This window comes from Streptomyces sparsogenes subsp. cuspidosporus (assembly GCF_039532705.1).
GTDB classification, from domain to species: Bacteria; Actinomycetota; Actinomycetes; order Streptomycetales; family Streptomycetaceae; genus Streptomyces; species Streptomyces sparsogenes.
The window spans coordinates 59,732-76,053 of the sequence record NZ_BAAASD010000025.1 but is presented as its reverse complement, the minus strand read 5'-3'; the positions used below and the strand labels follow the sequence as shown (position 1 = coordinate 76,053).

Sequence of the window (16,322 nt, the reverse complement as noted above, 5' to 3'; positions counted from 1 at the left end):
GCGGGCCGATGGAGGCGTATGTGAGGGCCGGCAGCACCATGGACCGGCGGGTGGGACCCCCGAGACCCGTCGCCGGGTCCCCGGGCGCGCGATTCCGGATGGCCGCCGGTCTCGACATCGTCATCCGGGAGGCCGCGCCGCTGATGTCCCTCGGCGAGGGCGGGCCGGGGCCCGGCCCCCGCCTGGTGGCGCGGGAGGCCGGCGAGTTCCTGTTCGTGGGGGTGCGGGACGGCGGCGGGGTCTCCCCCGGGCCCGGCGGGCCGGGGACGCCGCTGCGGCCCGGGGACATCCTCTTCTACGACACCGGGCTCACCCATCGGCTGGACCTCCCCCCTGGCTCCCGGCTGAAGGTCTTCCTGCTGTCGCGGACGCTGCTCGGCGTCGGGGACAGCGGGCTGCGCCGGCTCACGGCGGTCCCCGTGCGCGCCGGATCGCGGCTCGGCTCCCTGGTGTCGCCGTTCCTGTCCGAACTGGCCGAGATGGTGGCGACCGCCGACCCCGCGGTCGGCGAGGCGATCGCGCGCAACGCGGTGGATCTGCTGGCCACGCTCGTCATGGAGCAACTGGCCCCGCCCCCCGGCGACATCGCGGACGCCCGGCGGGCCCTGCTGCTGCGGATCCAGAAGTTCATCGAACGGCACCTCGCCGACCCCGACCTCTCGCCGGAGTCCATCGCCCGCGCCCACCACATCTCGGTGCGCTATCTGCACAAGCTCTTCCGGGACGAGGACACCACGGTCGGGCGCTGGATCCGGCACCGCCGGCTGGAGGAGTGCCAGCGCGAACTGGTACGGGCCAAGGGGCGTCGGACCATCGCGGCGGTGGCCCGCCGCTGGGGGTTCACCAGCCCGACTCACTTCAGCCGGGTGTTCCGGGCCACGTACGGGATGTCCCCCAGCGAATGGCAGGGCGCGGCCGGCTGACCACCGCGCCCCTCTCGCCGGGGGCTCATGTCGTCGGCGGGGCCCAGGGGGCGTCGGCGGCCGAGAGGCGGTAGGTGGCCGCCGCGGTGACCAGGAGCAGCAGCGCGGCCAGGCCGAGGGCCGCGACCAGGTGCGCGTGCAGGACCAGCTGGGCGCCGATGAGCGCGCCGAGGAACATCACCAGCACGGACAGGACGCGCCGGCCGGGCCGTGGCGCCCGGCCCCCGGCCGGACCGGAGTCGGCGGCGAGCCCGGTCAGGGTGAGGGTGAGGACGGTGGTGGTCAGGTCGGGAACGCCGAGGCGGCGGGCCACGGCGTTCTGCAGGCCCATGGCCAGGCCCAGCAGCACGATCAGGGTGTACTCGACCGCGGTGGTGACCCGCCCGCCGGCGACCGCCGCGGTGACGGCGGCCGCGCCGAGCAGGGCGGTCTGGACGGTGGCGGAGACCGCCAGCAGCCGGCCCCGATGGGCCGCCAGCCGGACGCCGAGCCGGCCTCCGGCGAGCGCGCCGGTCAGGAACACCCCCAGGGAGACCACGGAGGCCAGGGCGGACAGCCCCTGGGCGCCCGCCAGCGCGAAGCCGAGGAAGACCACGTTGCCGGTCATGTTGGCGACGAAGACATGCCCGAGACCCAGGTAGCTCACCGCGTCGACCACGCCGGTGACCAGCGTGAGGACCAGCATCAGCGGAGGCAGCGGGCCATGCCGGTCCCCGCGGGGCGGCACCAGGGTGCGGGCCGCGTCACTCAGCAGTGCGCGCATCGGCGGGCGTCCTTTCATCGGTGGCGGGGCGGTGCAGGAGCAGTCGGGCCAGCAGGCCGCTGGCCACCCCGAGGACGGCCGCCGCCCCCGACAGCCACCCGGGCCAGTGGGTCAGGCCCACCGCGTGGTCGACGGACCACCGGCCGGAGCCGGTGAACGACAGCGCCGCGCACACGACGACCAGCACCAGGGGGTATTCGTAGCCGTCGTGCTGGACCCACAGTCCGTGGGGCCACTTGACGGTGAAGGCGACGGTCATCACCCCGATGGCGACCATGGCCGCCATCGGGGTGAGCGCCCCGAGCGCCAGGAACAGGCCCGAACCGATCTGGCCGGCGCCCGCGGCGAGCGCCGTGAGGGCCCCGCCGCGGAACCCGTCGTGCCGGAACTCCTCGATTCCCCCTGCCAGACCGTTGCCGCCGAGGCGGAAGCTGACCTTCTGCACTCCGTGGCCGGCGATGAGCAGGCCCACCACCACCCGGAGGATCAGCAGTCCGGTGTCCATCGTGTTTCGTTCCCGTTCCTGGTCTCGTTCCGCTGTCAGGGAGTGGGGATCAGCCGGCGGCGTGCGGGTTGATCATGGACTGCGCGTAGAAGACACCGAGGCCGTAGGCGCCGGCGTGCTCCTTCACGACCTCCGTGACCGGGCCGTAGGTCTCCGTTCTGGCCCAGTCGCGCTGCAGCTCCAGCAGCACCTGCACCCAGGTCACCGGCACCGCGCCGCCCTGGATCATCCGCTGGAGCGCGTGCTCGTGGGCCTGCGGGGTGACACCGCCCGAGGCGTCGGAGACGACGTACACCTCGTAGCCCTGGGCGAGCATGGACAGCACGGGCAGGACGAGACAGACCTCGGTCCACAGCCCGGCGATGACCACCTTGGTGCGGCCGGTGGCCTTCACGGCCTCGACGAGCGCCGGGTCCTCCCAGGCGTTCATCGAGGTGCGGTCGATGATCTCGGCGTCGGGGAAGACCTCCGCGAGCTGCGGCAGGATCGGGCCGGAGAACGACTCGGCGGCGACGGTGGTGAGCACCGCCGGCACGTCGAAGACCTTGGCCGCCTTGGCCAGGCCGACGGTGGCGTTGATGATCGAGTTGCGGTCGCCGCTGCCGGTGCCGAAGAACATCTGCGGCTGGTGGTCCACGAACAGCACCACGGCGTTGTCCGGGGTGAGCAGGTCGGGGCTCGGTACGGCGCTGACCTTGTTGATGTCGACCATGGTTTTCCTTCGATCCTTCGTGTTGTTGGTGTGGTGGACGGGGGTCGGGGGTGTGTCAGAGGACGAAACAGGGGTCGTACGACTCGGGGCGCGCCTCCGCCGCCAGACCGCGCCGGACCCGCCACTGCCAGTGGTCCTCCGACTCGGCGGCGGCCTCGCCCAGCAGCTCCGCCTGGCGGGCGCCGGAGCCGACCGGGCCGCCGGTGGCCTGATAGCCGCCGAAGTGCGCGACCGGGCTCCACTCGGGGCTGACGGCGGGGATCTCGTCCGCCATGCCCTCGTACTCCGCCACCGCGTGGACGATCCGGCCGCCGACGACGGTCAGCAGCGACTCGATGTGCGGGATGTCCCGCTCCGGCACGGCGAAGTAGTCGTCGGACAGCAGCGCCAGGTCGCCGAAGAAGCCCGGCCGCAGGATGCCCTTGATGTGCTCCTCGCCGGTCAGCGCGGCGCCGGCCCGGGTGTACATGGCGAGCGCGGTCTCCCGGTCGACCCGGTTGCGCGGCGGCCGCATGGTCAGCCCGCCGAGCGTCCGGCCGGAGACCAGCCAGTGCAGCGCCACCCAGGGGTTGTAGGAGGACACCCGGGTGGCGTCGGTGCCGGCGCCGACGGTCAGTCCGCGCTCCAGCATGGCCCGCACCGGCGGGGCGTCCGCCGCGGGGCCGACGCCGTACCGGCGGGTGAACACCTCGCCCTGGAACGACATCCGGTTCTGCACGGACATCGCGCCGCCGAGGGCCGCGACCCGGTCCAGGCTGTCCGGGGACACGGTCTCCGCGTGGTCGAACAGCCATCTGTTGCCGCCCGGGAAGAGCCCTTCGGCGGCGAGCTTCTCGAAGACCGCCAGATCGCGTCTGATGGTCTCGTCGTAGGTGGCGTGCAGCCGGAAGCCCCAGCCGTGCTCCATCAGCAGCCGCACCGCCTGCTCGAACGCGGGCTCGTAGTCGCCCAGGTGGGGGCGCGGCTCGGCGAAGTTCTCGAAGTCGGCGGCGGCCCAGGTGAGGTTCTCCCCGGCGCCGTTGAGCCGCAGCCACTCGTCCCCGTCCTCGGGGCGGACCATCTCGACCCAGCGGGAGAGGTCGTCGAGCTCCTGCCCGGCGGTCTGCGGGAACAGGTGGTAGGCGATGCGCAGCGACAGCCGGCCCTCGCGGGCCAGTTCGGTCACCGTGCCGTAGTTGTCGGGGAAGTTCTGGAAGCCTCCGGCGGCGTCGATCGCGGAGGTGAGACCGAACCGGTTGAGTTCGCGCAGGAAGTGCTGGGTGGAGGTCTTCCTGTGCTCGCCGTCCAGCATCGGCGCCCTGGCGAGCGTGGAGTAGAGGATCAGGGCGCTGGGCGCGGCGATCAGCATGCCGTTGGGCTCGCCGTTCCTGGCCCGTACGATCTGGCCGCCCCAGGGGTCGGGGGTGTCCTTGGTGTAGCCGACGGCCCGGAGCGCCGCCCGGTTCAGGATCGCCGACTGGTACAGGTGCAGAACGAACACCGGGGTGTCCGGTGCGGCGGCGTTGAGTTCGGCGGGGGTGGGCAGGCGCCGTTCGGCGAACTGCTCGGCCGACCACCCTCCCACCACCCGCACCCACTGCCCCTTCGGGGTGCGGGCGGCCTGCTCCCGCAGCATCGCCAGGGCCTGACGCAGCGTGGGCACACCGTCCCAGCGCAGTTCCAGGACATAGTTGAGGCCTCCTCGGATCACATGGAGGTGGGCGTCGTTCAGGCCCGGGATCACCCGTCGGCCGAGCGCGTCGACCACGGTGGTGGCCCGCCCGACGAGGGGCGCGACCTCGGCGTCGTCCCCCACGACCGTGACCAGGCCGTCGCGGATGGCGAGGGCTCCGGCGTGTGGGCGACCGCTGTCCCCGGTGTAGATCTTGGCGTTGCGGACGATCACGTCCGCGGCATCGTCGTCGGCGGCGCGGGGTTCCAACCCGCCGACCGGCATCGTAGGCACCTCGGCAGACTCCCATGACAATGTCGGATTGCGTCGAGGACACTAGGGGCCGCCGGCGTGCCCGCGTTGCCCGGCAGTGCACTGGTTCCGGTCCGGCAGTGCACTCGGGTTGTGGGGGCTTTCCCGTCATGCGCTGACGGAACACGGCCGGTACGCTGACGGACAAGGGGTGTCCATGGACCGGCCCTAAGGTGACCGCAGCCGGGAGATTTCGCGATCATTCCCGGAATTCCCTTTCACAACTCCGCGTCACTCGGGAGAGCCAGATGTCCGATGCCATCGTGCCGGTCCGGCCCGTGCTGGAGCCGGCCGCAGCCGCCTTCGCCGAAGCCACCGCCAACCCGCCCTACCTGTTCGACCTGCTGCCCGCGGAGGGCCGCAAGGCGGTCGACGAGGTGCAGTCCGGCGAGATCGACAAGCCGGAGGTGGACGAGGAGTGGATCACGGTGGCCGGCGGCCCCACGGGCAGTGTCCGGGCCCGTGTCGTCAAGCCCGCCGGCAGCACCGGAACGCTGCCGGTGATCCTCTACATCCACGGCGCGGGCTGGGTGTTCGGCAACGCCCACACCCATGACCGCCTGGTGCGCGAACTGGCCGTCGGCGCGAACGCGGCCGTGGTGTTCCCCGAGTACGACCTGTCTCCAGAGGCCCGCTACCCGGTGGCCATCGAGCAGAACTACGCGGTCGCCCAGTGGGTGGTGCGGGAGGGCGCGGCCAAGGGTCTGGACGGCAGCCGCCTGGCCGTGGCCGGGGACTCCGTCGGCGGCAACATGACCGCGGCCCTGACCCTGATGGCCAAGGAGCGCGGCGATGTGCCGCTGGTCCAGCAGGTGCTGTTCTACCCGGTCACCGACGCCAACTTCGACACCGGTTCGTACCAGCAGTTCGCCACCGGGTACTTCCTGCGCCGGGACGGCATGCAGTGGTTCTGGGACCAGTACACGACCGACGAGGCCGAGCGCGCGGAGATCACCGCCTCCCCGCTGCGCGCCACCACCGAGCAGCTGACCGGCCTGCCTCCGGCGCTGGTCATCACAGGTGAGGCGGATGTCCTGCGGGACGAGGGCGAGGCCTACGCGAACAAGCTCCGCGAGGCCGGTGTCCCGGTCACCGCCGTGCGTTTCCAGGGCATCATCCACGACTTCGTCATGCTCAACGCGCTGCGCGGCACGTACGCCGCCCAGGCCGCCATCAAGCTGGCGTCCGACACGCTGGCCACCGCCCTCCACACCGGCCGATAGGGGGATCCGAGCATGACCGAGCGCACTGCTCCGACGGTTGTCCTGGTCCACGGCGCGTTCGCCGACGCGGCCAGCTGGTCCGGTGTCATCCGCGAGCTCCAGAGCGAGGGCGTGTCCGTGGTGGCGCCGCCCAACCCGCTGCGGGGGCTGGCGTCCGACGCCGCCTACATCTCCTCCGTCGCCGCCCGGATCGACGGCCCCGTGATCCTCGTCGGCCACTCCTACGGCGGTGCGATCATCACCGTCGCGGGCGCCACCGAGAACGTGGCCGGGCTGGTGTTCGTCGCGGCGTACGTCCTGGAGGAGGGGGAGAGCCTCGGCGAGCTGCAGGGCCGCTTCCCCGCGCCGCCGCTGGCGGACAACCTGCGCCCCGCGACCTACCCCGTCGACGGCGCCGAGCCCGCGGTGGAGCTCACCATCGCCACCGAGGCCTTCCCGTCGGTGTTCGCCGCCGATGTGCCCGAGGAGGTCACCAAGGTGCTGGCGGTGGCCCAGCGGCCGCTCGCCGCCGCGGCGTTCGACGAGCCGGCCCAGGTCGCCTCCTGGAAGACCAAGCCCTCCTGGGCGGTGGTGGCCGACGCGGACCACGCCATCAACCCCGAGGTGCAGCGCTTCGCCGCGAAGCGGGCCGGGGCGTCGGTCGTCGAGGTCCAGGGGGCCTCGCACGCCGTCGCGGTGTCGCAGCCGAAGGCCGTCGCCGACGTGATCCTCCAGGCCGTCCGCGCGGCCGGCTGACGCCGCGCCCGCCCCGGGGCCGTGGCGGCGGCCGGGCTGATCGCCACGGCCCTCGACCCGCCGCCGGCCGATCCGGCCAGTCCGGCCGGCCTGGCCCGCGGCGCCCCGGACCGGGTACGCGCCGGGTCGGCGCGGGCGGCCGCCGGCTGGGGCCGACGCCATCGTGCCGCCGAGCCGGCGGCGGGTGGCCGGAGCCGGCTGAGGCGCGGTGACGGCGGCCCCTGCCGTCAGTCCGCCCCGGTCCGGCCGCCCTGGACCGTGACGACCACGGCCAGGGCCGCCAGGACCGCCCCCGTGGCCAGGGCGGGCGCCGGGGAGAACACCGTCAGGAGGATCAGGGCGGCGGCGAGCAGGAAGGGCGCCGACTCGGCGGGGCGCCGGTGGTGGGGGCGCAGGTGCAGCGCCCACACGGCGACCAGGAAGACCGCCGCCGGTACGGCCACCAGGGCGCCCGCGGCCGCCGCCGGCACCTCGGCGCGGTGGCTGACCCGGTCCGCGTTCACCGCCAGGCCGGCGCCGACGGCGGCCGCCGAAGCGAAGATCAGATAGTGGCCGTAGGCCCACAGGAACCGCCGGCCGGCGGCCCGGTGGGTGGTGGCCAGCAGAGTGTGCGCGGGCCGGGCGAAGTACAGCCACCACATGGCGAAGACCATGAGCAGCCCGCCCGCCGCCACCGCGCCCAGCTGCCCGGTGCCCCGGTGCTCGTCGAAGGCGGTGCGCACCGCGCCCGTGGCCGAGGCGACGGACTCGCCGAGCACGATCAGCGTGAACAGCTCGTAGCGCTCGGCGATGTGGCGCGGGTGCCAGGGGGTCATCCCGGCGGACTGCGCCCACACCGGGACGGCGATCTCGGCCACCACCAGCACGGCGATGCCCGGCAGGCGCATCCCGTCCGGCAGGAACAGCAGGGCCACCCAGCCGATCTGGCAGGCCACCACCCCGAGGGCGAAGCGCAGCGTGGTCCGGCGCCGGTCGGGGTCGGCCCGTGCGGCGCGCAGCCACAGCGCGGCCAGCGCGGTGCGCATCACCACGTACCCCCACGTGATGACGGTGAGGTCGGTCCCGTCGAAGGCCCGCCGCACCCCGGCGGCGAGGATCAGCGACCCGGTGATCTGGACGAACACCGCGAGCCGGTACGGGGTGTCGTCCGGGTCGTAGGCGGAGGCGAACCAGGTGAAGTTCATCCACGCCCACCACACGCTGAAGAACACGATCGCGTAGGCCAGGGCCCCGGCCATGTAGTGCCCGCTGGTGACCGCCTCGTGCAGGCTCTGGGACGCCTGGCTCACGGCGACCACGAAGCACAGGTCGAAGAGGAGTTCCAGGGAGGTAGCGGCGCGGTGTTTCTCGCGCGGATCGCGGGCCCGCATCACTCGCCGGGCGGCGCCGCCGTTCAGGAAGACCATGGGTCCGTCCACGGCCACATCCGCTGTCTCCTCATGCTTGTCCATCCCCTCGGCTCCCGCTCGTGCGCCCGCTGTCGAAGGGGCCGCGCGCCGATCGTAGGGCCGCGTGGCGCCGCGGCGTGTCCGGCAGCGCACGGGGCGTTGCCCAGGAGTGAACGGCCGGGCCGCCTCAGGTCAGGTGCCGCAGCAGCGCGGCGACCGCCGGAGGTGTGTCCCCCCGGGGCCGCACCACCATCACGTTCCAGCGCGGCGGATGGCGGAGGAACCTGCGCAGGGCCAGGTCGGGGAAGCGGGCGGCGATCGACTCGGGCATGACGCACACCCCGAGGTCATGGCGGACGAGCTCGGACGCCGCGACGATGTCGTTGACCTCGAAGGTGGTGCCGCGCTCGACCAGGGCGGCCCGGAAGGCCCGGTCCACCGCGGAGCGGATCGCCCAGCCGGGCGAGAAGTCGACGAACGGCATCCGGGCGACCTCGGCGAAGGTGACCTGGTCGTCCCGGGGGAAGGCGCGCGCGGGCGAGGCGGCCAGCACCATCTCCTCGCGCGCCAGCAGCCGGGTCACCAGACCGCGCTGCTGCTGTCGGTCGAGAGCCACCACGGCGAGGTCCACCGCCCCCTCGCGCAGCGCCTGCCGGATGTCGGCCACCGGCGCCTGCCGGAGCCGGATCGCCACATGCGGGTGTTCCGCCCGCAGGCCGGCCAGGGCGCGGTGCAGACCGGCCCAGACCCCCTGCATGGTGCCCACCGTGACCTGGCCCCGCAGCTCGCCCCGCGCCACGTCGACCGCCGCCCGTGCCTGCTCGACCGCCCGCAGCGCGGCCCGGGCGGCGGGCACGAACGCCTCACCGGCCGCGGTCAGGGACACCCGGTGCGTGGTGCGGTCGAACAGCCGGGTCCCCATCTCCTTCTCCAGCGCCCGCACCGTGCCGGACACCGCCGACTGCACCACGTGCAGGCGCCGGGCGGCCGCCGTGAACCCGCCTTCCTCGGCGACCGCGACGACGACCTCCATCTGCCGCAGATCCATTCCCACTCCCGACGGACGAGCCGCTTGGGGCCATCTGTGCGCGAGATGAGCGCACGCCTCGATCATCGCACCCGCCGCCCACCGTCCACGGCCCGCCACTGCCCGCCGCCGGTCGCGGGGGCGTCCCGGTGCGCTCTCGGGCAAGGCGCCGTGCGCTCAGCGGCACACCGCGCCCGCGGGGCGGCCTAGGCTGGGAGCCTCGTACGCCCGCCGCCACACACCGAACGGAACACGGAACACGATGACACAGCCGGCCGCCCTTCCCGTCGTCACCCGAGCCGATGACAGGCACCGATACGAGATCACGGTCGACGGCCGGCTCGCCGGTTTCACGGCGTACCGTGACCTGGGCGAGCAGCGCGTCTTCTACCACACCGAGATCGACGACGCCTTCGCCGGTCAGGGCCTGGCCTTCACCCTCGTCCAGCAGGCGCTGACCGATGTGCGCGACACCGGCCACCGCATCGTCCCCGTCTGCCCCTACGTGGCGAAGTTCCTGCGGAAGCAGGAGGAGTTCTCCGACATCACCGACCCGGTCACCGTGGAGATCCGGCACTGGCTCCGCGCCCAGCTGGGCGGCTGACCGGCGGCTCCGGCGTCGGCGGGTGCAGCAGCAGCACGGACGGCACCCGGTCCGGAGCGGCGAACCGCAGCAGTTGGTGCCCCACGCCCGAGATCCCCGTCATCAGGCCGGGGGTCTCGCTCCGGGTCGGCGAGCCGCACACCCAGCCGTCCTTGGCGGCGGCGTCGAGCTTCTCCCCCAGCGCGCGCATCAGCCCGCCGGGCTCGGCCCGTCCGCTCCGCTCGGCGAGCAGGACGAGTTCGAGGTTGCCGAGGTCGCCGTGGCACATGCTGTCGCTGCCGCGGCCGGTGAGCCGGTGCGCGCCGGGCCCGTCCGGCCGCAGCGCCGCCAGGGCCTCGGCGGCCAGCTCCTCCTCCCGGCCGGCGGTCCCCGGCCTGCCGATCAGGTCGAGGCGGGACATGCCGATGCCCGCGGCGCCGTGGCACCACAGCGACCGGTAGGGCGACGGCGCCTCGGTGCGGAAGTCGGGCCAGTTTCCCGCGCCGGGGTCGAACGCCTCCGCCTCGTACGCCAGCCCGCCGGCCACCGCCTCGGCGCAGCCCTCGTCGGGCGCGAGGGGGTGCAGCCGGGCCAGGGCGGTGACGATGCCCGCCGTGCCGTGGGCGAAACCGGTGAGCGGGCGGCCGCTGTCGATCTGGTGGTGTTGCCAGGCCAGGCTCCGCCCGCTGCCGCCGGGGACCGCGCCGGCCACCAGGTGCCGGGCGGCGCGGCGGGCGAGGGCCGCCGCTCGGCCGTCGGTGTCAAGACCGGCGTCCACCAGGGCGAGCAGGGCCAGGGCGCAGCCCGCCGAGCCGGCCACGACGTCGAACGCCTTGGCGCCGTCCAGGGCCCGCTCCACGGCGGACAGCGCCGGGTCCCGCACGGCGGCGAGCTGGGGTGTGCCGCCGAGCAGCCGATCGAGGTGCGCCAGGAAGTACACCGGCCCCATCCAGCCGCCGAACGCCCCGATGTCCGCCTCCTGGCCGGTTTCGCGGGCCGGGGCGGCGGCGCGCGCGTGGACCCGGCGGACCACCTCGTCCGCGATGTCCAGCGCCAGCGCGGTGAATCGCGCCTCCCCGCCGATTAGGCCCAGCCTGGCGAGGAAGAGGCCGATGCCGGAGAGCCCCGAGTAGAGGTCCTCGCCGAGCGGGGCGAGGTCCCAGACGCCGTACGCCACCGGCTGCGGCGCGATCCAGCCGATCCGCCCCTCCCGTACGGTGGCGAGCTCCCGGACCCGGTCGCCGATGGACGTGGCGGCGGCCACCAGTTCGTCGGCGTCGGCGGTCCGGGTACGTGGGGTGCCGCGGCCGGCGGCCCGGGAGGGCCGCTCCTCCAGCAGACTGACGTCGACACCGCCGACGAACGACCCGGCGACGATCCGCTCCTGGAACGCCCGGTCCTCGGGCCCCATGGCGTCGATGCGCCGGCGCACCGCGGCGAGCGCGGGCTCGTCGAAGAAATCGGGCACCGACCGTCCGTCGTCGAGCAGCAGCGTCCGGGCCCCGGGCAGCGCCTCGAACAGCGGGATGTCCCCGCGCAGCACCGCGTCCATCTCGGCGCGTACGACGGCCTCGCCCGCGGGTCCCGCGTACCGTCCGCCGCACAGCCGGGCGGTGCTGCGCTCCCGTTCCAGGGCGTCCCGCAGGAAGTCGGGGTGGGTGCTCTCGGCGAGCACCTTGGCGTAGACGAAGCTGGCCCTGGGCAGGAAGCGCACCGGGGTGTCGGCGAAGCCGGCCACCAGTCCGCCGGGGGCGAGGAGTTCCGCGCGCCGGCCGCTGATCCAGTCGTAGCCGAAGCGGAATCCCGCCAGCACATCGGCGGTGTGGTCGGCGGGGGCGGCGGGGGTGCCGTCGGGCAGCCGCGGCCGGTTCTCGCCGCCGGGGGTGGACACGTGCTCCCACACGATGTGCACCTCGTCGGTGCCCGGGTTCTTCTCGACCGGCACCGGCACGACCGACGGCTGGTCCTTGGCTCCGTTCAGTCCGCTGTAGTCCGCGGCGGGGGCGCCCGCGGCGGCCCGGTCCAGCACCACCTTGGTGGGCAGCAGCGCGGTGGCCCGCACGGACTCGCGCAGGGCGACGAGGGCCGGCTCCTCCGACTCCGGCTCCGGCACCGGCGCCGACTTGCGCTCCGCGGCGCCCGTGCCGCCGCCTCCGGGTGTCCCCGCGGCCTTCGCCTTCGGGGCGCCCGGGTGCAGCAGTGCCTCGAGGTCGACGAGCACCGGGTGCTCGCCGGCGGCGACGATGTTCTCGTGGTGGAAGTCGGTGCCGCGCAGCGCGTGCACCAGGGCCAGCAGCGCGCCGGTGCGCCAGTAGAAGCCGCCCAGGTCCTCGGCCGACGCGCAGGGCCGGGCCGTCACGCACTCCGCCCAGCCGTGGTCCGCGCGGGTCAGGGTGCGCGGGGTGCGCAGGGCGTACGGGCTGTCCTCGGTGAAGCGGCGCAGGAGCCTGGCGAACTGCTCGTCCACGGCGAGCGACCGCGGCTTGTAGAACACCGGGGGCGCGTCATGGAAGTCCACCCGGCACACCGAGGCGCCGCCTCGGTGGACGTCGCCCTGGCCGAAGTTCACCGCCGCCACCCCGCGCGGGCGCGCGCCGGACAGCACGGTCCCGCACAGCGCGCCGAGGTCGTCGCGCAGATGCCGGGCGAAGCGCGTACGGTTCGCCACCCAGCTGTCGAGCAGTTCGGCCACGCTCCGGGCCAGCACCGGGTACTCCGTCCAGACGCGCTGCTGTTCGCCGGGGTCGGCGAGCGAGTCGACGAAGAGGCGGTAGCGCTCCTCGCCGGTCCTCCCGGACGCGAGCCGGCCCTCGACGCGCGCCACGTTGATCTCCAGGACCATGGTGGGCTTCAGCAGCGTCGCCAGCCGGGACACCGGCACGCTCGCCGGCAGGGCGTCGCACAGCCCGTCCAGTTCCGCGGGGAAGGGGCCGAGGCCGCGCAGGGCCGTGCGCATCCGGTCCCGCGCCTGCCGCAGCAGGGGTTCGGCGACGCGCAGCAGGCCGGGCAGCGGCTCCTCGCCGGGCGGGGCTGGGGTCGTGGGCGCGGAGCGCACCCGGTCCGCCCACGCCGGGCGGCCGGGCAGCCGGGCGGCGAGCGCCGCGGGGTCCTCGCCGAGCAGCCGGTACAGCGTCGGCGCCGTCACCCCGACCGGGCGCAGTCCGTCGGCGAAGCGCTCCTCGGGGCCCCGGAAGGGGGCCAGCGCCCGCCAGCCGGCCAGCCGGGCCGCCGCCAGGTCCGGGTCCGCGGGGTCCGGCGGCGCGGAGTCGGGGGTGAGGCGTTCCCGCAGGTAGCAACCGGCGGCCCAGAAGTCGGGGGCCAGGGAGTCGGCGTGCCTGCCGGGCGGCCGGCTGGGCGGCATGGGAGGTCCTTTCCTGGCGGGATGCGCGTCCGCCCCGGGTGCGTCCCGGGGCAGACCGGCGCCGGCCCGTGCGGGACGGGCCGGCGCCGGCCTCGGTGGCCGCGGGGGTCGCTCTACGGGCGGTCCCCGCGGAGGGCCTCGGTCAGCCGCAGCACTGGAAGAACGGCTGCGTGGACAGGGTCACGGCGGCCACGGAGGTGCCCTCGTCGGCGAGGTCCGCGGTGAGGTCCACGACGCCCGCCGGGTGGCCCGGGTCCACCGCGAGGCCCTCGCGGTACGTGGCGTCCTTCCAGGCGGTCACGGTGCTGTTCATAAAAGTCTCCCCTTTATGAAATCGGTGTACAGGGCGTGCGGCACCCGGCCCACAGCCGCGTTCCGCGGAAACATCGGGACATTAACGCGCGCCCCTACGGAATCCCTACCTCCGCTTCCCTGGGGAATCCGCGGCACCGGGAAAATCCGCGTTGTCCGCTTCTCCCACGCGGCCCCGAGAAGAGTGGTACGGCGTTTCCCTCACCTATTCGGGAGCACAGGCGACCGCCAGCAGCCCTTCCGGAAGGCCCCGGTGCCGCTTCGGACTCCGCCGGACGAGATACGGCGCCTCCCGTGACGCGCGGGCGAAGACGGTGAGGTACTCGGAGTCCGGAAGCATGGCGTGCAGATGTGCCCGCAGCAACCCGTGCATGGCGTAAACCCACTCCCCCGGCCGCCCGCCCGGCACCGGACGCAGCAGATTGCGGTCCGTCAGCTCGTCGAGGAGCGCGGCCGCGGCCGCGCGGGAACACCCGAGGAGTACCCCGGCCGTGGCCGGGGTCAGCCGCTCCACCTCGAAGGCCGCCAGCGTCGACAGGGCGCGCCGGTGCTCCTCGGTGAGCCGCCCGCAGGCCTCGTCGAAGGCGTCGGCCAGGCCGCGCCCCGGCGGGCCCAGCCGACGCGCCGGATTCCGGACGGCGGCGAGGGAGGAGGCGACCCGCTCCAGGGACCAGTGGGGGCGGGCGGCGAGCAGATGGCCGACCGCCCGGAGCGCGGCCGGCAGCCCCCCGCACACCGCGAGCACCTCGTCGAGGTGGCGGCCCTGGCCCGCGAACCGCTCCGCGCGCAGCCCGGAGAGCAGCAGCGCCCGCGACTCGTCCGCGCCCAGCACCTCGAGCGGCACCCGGGCGGCGCCGTCCACGGCGAGCGCGGACACCTGTGTCGTGACGCACACCGCGCTGCCGCCCCCGGTGGGGAGGATCACCCGCAGGTCGTCGGCCTCGGTGACGTTGTCGATGAGCACCAGGACCCTGCGGGAGGCGACGAGGCTGCGGTACACGTCCTGGCGCAGCGCCCAGGAGGTGGGCTGCTGGTCCTCCGGGACGCCCAGGCCGTGCAGCAGCCGGCCCAGGACGCTCCGCAGGCCCTCCTCGGTGCGCGGGACGGCGGACGCGTCGACGTACAGCTGCCCGTCGGGGAAGCGGTCGCGCGTCAGGTGCGCGGCGTGCACCGCGAGCGCGCTCTTCCCCACCCCGGTCATGCCGCTGACGATGACGGCGCGCGCGGCGGTGCCCACCGGCGCGGCGGAGCCGCTCATGAGTGCGTCGACGACCAGCCGCCGCTCCCGGCTGCGCCCGACGAAGTCGGGTATGTCCGGGGGGAGTTGGTTCGCGTAGCGGCCCGCGGGGCCCTTGCGGTCCGGCCCGGCCGCGACGGCCGCGGACGGGGCCCGCCACGGCCGCCGGCCGGCCGCGGGCGCGGCACGGTCGGCGGAGAGCAGCGTCTGGTAGAGGTGCTGGACGTCCGCGGCCGGGTCGGTGCCCAGCTCGGCGGCCAGTCGCCGCCGCAGTCCGAGGTAGACGTTCAGCGCGTCGCCGCGCCGCCCGCTGCGGTCGAGGGCGAGCATCAGATGGTGGTGGAGGCGTTCGTGGGTGGGGTGCGCGGCGACGAGACCGGCCAGTTCGGGCACCAGCTCGGCGGCGTCCCGCGTCTCCAGGTCGGCCTCGATCCGGTGGGCCAGGGCGAGCAGCCGCAGCTCTTCCAGCCGCCCGGCCTCCCGCTCGAACGGCTCGCCCTCCAGGTGCTGGAAGGCCGACTGGCCGCGCCATCTGCCGAGCCCGGTCCGCAGCAGGGCCGCGGCCTCGCCGTGCCGCCCGGAGGCCCGCAGCGCGACGGCCCGGCCCACCTCCTCCTCGAAGACCGCGGCGTCCAACGTCCCCGGGGGCGGGGTCAGCGAATAGCCGGTCGGGAAGGTCTCGATGGCCCCCGCGCCGAGTATGTGCCTGAGCGAGGAGACGCGGCTGTGGATTTGCGCCAGTACGGTCCGCGGCGGCCTGCTCGGCCACAGCGTGTCCACGATCTGCGGAATCGATACGACGGCGCCGGCGCGGGCGAGCAGCAGCGCCAGCAGAAGCTGTTGTTTCGGGCCGCCTAAGGCGACGGGCCGGCCGAGGGACAGAACCTGGAGGGGACCCAACACACTGAAACGCAAAATTCTTGCTCCTTACCGGATGAGCCCGATGACTGCCATCTTGCTGGGATTCCCCGGGGAAGAAAAGCGATGACTTGAATAATGCGCGCGGCACGACAGACCTGCGGCGATGGAGGGATTCTGACCCATTCCAGGCCCGAACGCCGGATTTCCGGTACCCTGCTAGCTTTCAGGTCACTGTCGAAACACCACACGTACGGAGTTCTCATGGCCCTGTGGGATCGCATCAAGGATTCCGCCCAGACGATGCAGACCCAGCTCGTCGCGAAGAAGAACGACCTCAAGAGCGGGGCGTTCCGCGACGCGAGCATGGCGATGTGTGCCCTGGTCGCGGCGGCCGACGGCAGCGTCGACCCGTCCGAGCGGCAGCGCGTCGCCCAACTCATCGCCACCAACGAGGTGCTGCAGAACTTCCCCGCGGACGACCTGCAGCGCCGCTTCAACGACAACCTCGACAAGATCACCGCCGACTTCGACTTCGGCAAGGTCAGCCTGTTGCAGGAGGTCGCCAAGGCGAAGAAGAAGCCCGCCGAGGCGCGGGCCGTCATCCAGATCGGCATCGTCATCGGCGGCGCCGACGGCCACTTCGACAAGACCGAGCAACTCCTGGTCCGCGAGGCCTGCTTCGCCCTGGAGCTGCCGCCCGCCGAGTTCGATCTGTGACCGTCCGACGGG

Annotated in this window: 14 protein-coding genes; 5 read left to right on the top strand and 9 right to left on the bottom strand. The window is 74.0% G+C overall.

Going from position 1 to position 16,322, the window contains the following annotated elements; genetic code table 11:
* Window positions 1–20: 20 nt before the first annotated feature.
* Window positions 21–923 (top strand): helix-turn-helix domain-containing protein, encoded by a 903-nt coding sequence (locus ABFY07_RS26115; RefSeq protein WP_346176816.1) that lies wholly within the window; start codon window positions 21–23, stop codon window positions 921–923.
* Window positions 924–948: 25 nt separating this feature from the next.
* Here ABFY07_RS26115 and ABFY07_RS26110 read toward each other — a convergent pair whose 3' ends face one another.
* Genes ABFY07_RS26110 through ABFY07_RS26095 form a run of 4 tightly spaced genes read right to left on the bottom strand, consistent with a single transcriptional unit; the run spans window position 949 to window position 4,839 of the window.
* Window positions 949–1,686, bottom strand: coding sequence for a YoaK family protein (locus tag ABFY07_RS26110; RefSeq protein ID WP_346176815.1), 738 nt, complete (start codon window positions 1,684–1,686; stop codon window positions 949–951).
* Entirely contained in the window at window positions 1,667–2,191 is a 525-nt protein-coding gene (locus tag ABFY07_RS26105) for a DoxX family protein (RefSeq protein ID WP_346176814.1), read from the bottom strand. The genes ABFY07_RS26110 and ABFY07_RS26105 overlap by 20 nt, the downstream gene beginning before the upstream one ends.
* A 49-nt stretch (window positions 2,192–2,240) precedes the next feature.
* Window positions 2,241–2,903 carry a hydrolase gene (locus ABFY07_RS26100; RefSeq protein WP_346176813.1) on the bottom strand — a complete coding sequence of 221 codons (663 nt, stop codon included), beginning with the start codon at window positions 2,901–2,903 and terminating at the stop codon, window positions 2,241–2,243.
* A gap of 55 nt (window positions 2,904–2,958) precedes the next feature.
* Window positions 2,959–4,839 carry an amidohydrolase gene (locus ABFY07_RS26095; RefSeq protein ID WP_346176849.1) on the bottom strand — a complete coding sequence of 627 codons (1,881 nt, stop codon included), beginning with the start codon at window positions 4,837–4,839 and terminating at the stop codon, window positions 2,959–2,961.
* 275 nt (window positions 4,840–5,114) lie between these two features.
* On the opposite strand from ABFY07_RS26095, the gene ABFY07_RS26090 reads away from it, so the two are divergent.
* Both ABFY07_RS26090 and ABFY07_RS26085 read left to right on the top strand, forming a co-directional pair.
* A complete protein-coding gene (locus ABFY07_RS26090; RefSeq protein WP_346176812.1) occupies window positions 5,115–6,089 on the top strand; it encodes an alpha/beta hydrolase in 975 nt (324 codons plus the stop codon).
* Window positions 6,090–6,101: 12 nt separating this feature from the next.
* On the top strand, window positions 6,102–6,824 hold the full coding sequence (locus ABFY07_RS26085; protein WP_346176811.1) for an alpha/beta fold hydrolase: 723 nt from the start codon (window positions 6,102–6,104) through the stop codon (window positions 6,822–6,824).
* 227 nt (window positions 6,825–7,051) lie between these two features.
* Here the strand turns inward: ABFY07_RS26085 and ABFY07_RS26080 are convergent, their stop codons facing one another.
* Window positions 7,052–8,275 carry a low temperature requirement protein A gene (locus ABFY07_RS26080; RefSeq protein WP_346176810.1) on the bottom strand — a complete coding sequence of 408 codons (1,224 nt, stop codon included), beginning with the start codon at window positions 8,273–8,275 and terminating at the stop codon, window positions 7,052–7,054.
* Window positions 8,276–8,399: 124 nt separating this feature from the next.
* A complete protein-coding gene (locus ABFY07_RS26075) occupies window positions 8,400–9,260 on the bottom strand; it encodes a LysR family transcriptional regulator (RefSeq protein ID WP_346176809.1) in 861 nt (286 codons plus the stop codon).
* A gap of 241 nt (window positions 9,261–9,501) precedes the next feature.
* Between ABFY07_RS26075 and ABFY07_RS26070 the strand changes: the two genes are divergently transcribed.
* On the top strand, window positions 9,502–9,843 hold the full coding sequence (locus tag ABFY07_RS26070; protein ID WP_346176808.1) for a GNAT family N-acetyltransferase: 342 nt from the start codon (window positions 9,502–9,504) through the stop codon (window positions 9,841–9,843).
* Here the strand turns inward: ABFY07_RS26070 and ABFY07_RS26065 are convergent.
* From ABFY07_RS26065 to ABFY07_RS26055, 3 genes are all read right to left on the bottom strand, one after another.
* Window positions 9,797–13,183, bottom strand: a complete 3,387-nt coding sequence (locus tag ABFY07_RS26065) for a type 2 lanthipeptide synthetase LanM family protein (RefSeq protein ID WP_346176807.1) — start codon at window positions 13,181–13,183, stop codon at window positions 9,797–9,799. The two genes, ABFY07_RS26070 and ABFY07_RS26065, sit on opposite strands and share 47 nt — an antisense overlap.
* A 142-nt stretch (window positions 13,184–13,325) precedes the next feature.
* Window positions 13,326–13,496: a mersacidin/lichenicidin family type 2 lantibiotic gene (locus ABFY07_RS26060; RefSeq protein WP_014181724.1), complete on the bottom strand. Its 171-nt coding sequence runs from the start codon at window positions 13,494–13,496 to the stop codon at window positions 13,326–13,328.
* A 204-nt stretch (window positions 13,497–13,700) separates the two neighbouring features.
* A complete protein-coding gene (locus tag ABFY07_RS26055) occupies window positions 13,701–15,647 on the bottom strand; it encodes an AfsR/SARP family transcriptional regulator (RefSeq protein WP_346176806.1) in 1,947 nt (648 codons plus the stop codon).
* A gap of 207 nt (window positions 15,648–15,854) precedes the next feature.
* Here ABFY07_RS26055 and ABFY07_RS26050 point away from each other — a divergent pair, with 207 nt between their 5' ends.
* On the top strand, window positions 15,855–16,310 hold the full coding sequence (locus ABFY07_RS26050; RefSeq protein ID WP_346176805.1) for a tellurite resistance TerB family protein: 456 nt from the start codon (window positions 15,855–15,857) through the stop codon (window positions 16,308–16,310).
* Window positions 16,311–16,322: the final 12 nt, after the last annotated feature.

Excerpts from the sequence above, each read along its gene's own strand:
- ABFY07_RS26110 (WP_346176815.1), bottom strand. The coding sequence starts at position 1,686 with ATGCGCGCACTGCTGAGTGACGCGGCCCGCACCCTGGTGCCGCCCCGC.
- ABFY07_RS26105 (WP_346176814.1), bottom strand. The coding sequence starts at position 2,191 with ATGGACACCGGACTGCTGATCCTCCGGGTGGTGGTGGGCCTGCTCATC.
- ABFY07_RS26100 (WP_346176813.1), bottom strand. The coding sequence starts at position 2,903 with ATGGTCGACATCAACAAGGTCAGCGCCGTACCGAGCCCCGACCTGCTC.
- ABFY07_RS26095 (WP_346176849.1), bottom strand. The coding sequence starts at position 4,839 with ATGCCGGTCGGCGGGTTGGAACCCCGCGCCGCCGACGACGATGCCGCG.
- ABFY07_RS26090 (WP_346176812.1), top strand. The coding sequence starts at position 5,115 with ATGTCCGATGCCATCGTGCCGGTCCGGCCCGTGCTGGAGCCGGCCGCA.
- ABFY07_RS26085 (WP_346176811.1), top strand. The coding sequence starts at position 6,102 with ATGACCGAGCGCACTGCTCCGACGGTTGTCCTGGTCCACGGCGCGTTC.
- ABFY07_RS26080 (WP_346176810.1), bottom strand. The coding sequence starts at position 8,275 with ATGGACAAGCATGAGGAGACAGCGGATGTGGCCGTGGACGGACCCATG.
- ABFY07_RS26075 (WP_346176809.1), bottom strand. The coding sequence starts at position 9,260 with ATGGATCTGCGGCAGATGGAGGTCGTCGTCGCGGTCGCCGAGGAAGGC.
- ABFY07_RS26070 (WP_346176808.1), top strand. The coding sequence starts at position 9,502 with ATGACACAGCCGGCCGCCCTTCCCGTCGTCACCCGAGCCGATGACAGG.
- ABFY07_RS26065 (WP_346176807.1), bottom strand. The coding sequence starts at position 13,183 with ATGCCGCCCAGCCGGCCGCCCGGCAGGCACGCCGACTCCCTGGCCCCC.
- ABFY07_RS26060 (WP_014181724.1), bottom strand. The coding sequence starts at position 13,496 with ATGAACAGCACCGTGACCGCCTGGAAGGACGCCACGTACCGCGAGGGC.
- ABFY07_RS26050 (WP_346176805.1), top strand. The coding sequence starts at position 15,855 with ATGGCCCTGTGGGATCGCATCAAGGATTCCGCCCAGACGATGCAGACC.